Raw genomic sequence first — 2,500 nt, 5'->3', positions numbered from 1 at the left:
CAGACGGCGGGTGCTAACGTCCGTCGTCAAGAGGGAAACAACCCTGACCCGCAGCTAAGGTCCCCAAATAATGGCTAAGTTGGAAAGGATGTGGGTTTGCTTAGACAACCAGGATGTTGGCTTAGAAGCAGCCATCATTTAAAGAAAGCGTAACAGCTCACTGGTCAAGCGAACCTGCGCCGAAGATGTAACGGGGATTAAGCCATTTACCGAAGCTCGGGGTTTCATCTTTGATGAAGCGGTAGCGGAGCGTTCCGTAAGCCAGTGAAGGTGTCTGGTAATGGACACTGGAGGTATCGGAAGTGAGAATGTTGGCATGAGTAGCGATAAAGAGGGTGAGAGACCCTCTCGCCGAAAGACCAAGGGTTCCTGCGTAAAGCTAATCTGCGCAGGGTTAGCCGACCCCTAAGGCGAGGCCGAAAGGCGTAGTCGATGGGAACCACGTTAATATTCGTGGGCCAGCTGGTGGTGACGAACGCCGAAAGTTGTCAACTCTTATCGGATTGAGTTGGCAGCCTGGGAGTTCCAGGAAATAGCCCCAGCATTAGATCGTACCCGAAACCGACACAGGTGGTCAGGTAGAGCATACCAAGGCGCTTGAGAGAACTATGGTGAAGGAACTCGGCAAATTACTCCCGTAACTTCGGAAGAAGGGAGACTCTTTCTTGGGCAACCAAGGGAGAGTGGCACAGACCAGGGGGTTGCGACTGTTTATCAAAAACACAGGGCACTGCGAAGTCGCAAGACGACGTATAGTGTCTGACGCCTGCCCAGTGCCTGAAGGTTAAGAGGAGGGGTGCAAGCTCTGAATTGAAGCCCAGGTGAACGGCGGCCGTAACTATAACGGTCCTAAGGTAGCGAAATTCCTTGTCGGGTAAGTTCCGACCTGCACGAATGGCGTAACGACTTCCCCACTGTCTCCACCATAGACTCAGCGAAATTGAAATCTCCGTGAAGATGCGGAGTTCCCGCGGCCAGACGGAAAGACCCTGTGAACCTTTACTGCAGTTTTACAGTGGCGCTATCGAACGTATGTGTAGGATAGGTCGGAGGCTTTGAAGCCGGGGCGCCAGCCCTGGTGGAGCCACCCTTGAAATACGACCCTTATTTTCGGTGGCGTCTAACCGCGGTCCCTTATCGGGATCCGGGACCCTGTATGACGGGCAGTTTGACTGGGGCGGTCGCCTCCCAAAGTGTAACGGAGGCGCGCGATGGTAGGCTCAGACCGGTCGGAAATCGGTCGTTGAGTGCAATGGCATAAGCCTGCCTGACTGCGAGACTGACGAGTCGAGCAGAGACGAAAGTCGGCCATAGTGATCCGGTGATCCTGCGTGGTAGGGTCATCGCTCAACGGATAAAAGGTACTCCGGGGATAACAGGCTGATACCGCCCAAGAGTCCATATCGACGGCGGTGTTTGGCACCTCGATGTCGGCTCATCACATCCTGGGGCTGGAGCAGGTCCCAAGGGTATGGCTGTTCGCCATTTAAAGTGGTACGTGAGCTGGGTTCAGAACGTCGTGAGACAGTTTGGTCCCTATCTACCGTGGGTGTCGAGACTTGATAGGATTTGTCCCTAGTACGAGAGGACCGGGATGAACATACCTCTGGTGGACCAGTTGTCGTGCCAACGGCACAGCTGGGTAGCTAAGTATGGACTAGATAACCGCTGAAGGCATCTAAGCGGGAAACTAACCTAAAAACGAGGTCTCATTGAGAGCCGTGATAGACCATCACGTTGATAGGCCAGGTGTGGAAGACCCGCGAGGGTTGAAGCTGACTGGTACTAATCGCTCAATCGCTTGATCCTACGATCTCATGCGCAGTGAAGATTGCGCCGTTCATAAGCACATATATGTGCCAAACCAGACGATGTCAGACAATAAGATACGAGTGCATTCCGCCGACCTGGCGGCTATGCCGGGGGGTCCCCACCCGATCCCATCCCGAACTCGGTCGTTAAGTCCCCCAGGGCCGATGGTACTGCGTCTTAAGGCGCGGGAGAGTAGGTCGCTGCCGGGTCTGCCGAATGCACTTGGTATCTTGTTCAAAGCACCTTCCTTTCCAGACGATGTCAGATCAGACCTTCCTTTGCATGTTATATCTGTATACATGCGAACACCTTTGACGCGGGGTGGAGCAGCCCGGTAGCTCGTCAGGCTCATAACCTGAAGGTCGTAGGTTCAAATCCTGCCCCCGCACCCAAATTCTTCGAACCAGCCTCGCTTTTGCGGGGCTTTTTTGCGTTTGGGGGGTAATCGCCCCCCGGCAGCTCGTCAGGCTCATAACCTGAAGGTCGTAGGTTCACCCCCGCACCCAAATTCTTCGAACCAGCCTCGCACATGCGGGGCTTTTTTGTGTTATAGGCTTGGTAGCAACAAAACAACCAAACTGATAAAGTATCGCCATGTTCTCGATATATCATTCGGCTCTACTGGCTGCGCTATGTTGCCTTTTAAATTCCGGCAATTTGCTGGCATGTAGCATTCCGCCGCCAACTC

Annotated in this window: 1 tRNA gene and 2 rRNA genes (1 of these 3 cut by a window edge); all 3 read left to right on the top strand. The window is 53.8% G+C overall.

Going from position 1 to position 2,500, the window contains the following annotated elements:
- Positions 1–1,809, top strand: a 23S ribosomal RNA gene (locus O9334_RS23050) (it extends 981 nt beyond the left edge of the window).
- A gap of 97 nt (positions 1,810–1,906) precedes the next feature.
- Positions 1,907–2,021 (top strand): 5S ribosomal RNA (gene rrf, locus O9334_RS23045).
- 106 nt (positions 2,022–2,127) lie between these two features.
- Positions 2,128–2,204, top strand: a tRNA-Met gene (locus tag O9334_RS23040).
- Positions 2,205–2,500: the final 296 nt, after the last annotated feature.

This window comes from Microcystis sp. LE19-8.1F, assembly GCF_027531715.1.
In the GTDB taxonomy this organism is placed as follows: domain Bacteria; phylum Cyanobacteriota; class Cyanobacteriia; order Cyanobacteriales; family Microcystaceae; genus Microcystis; species Microcystis wesenbergii_A.
This window is presented reverse-complemented; position numbering and strand designations above follow the sequence as displayed.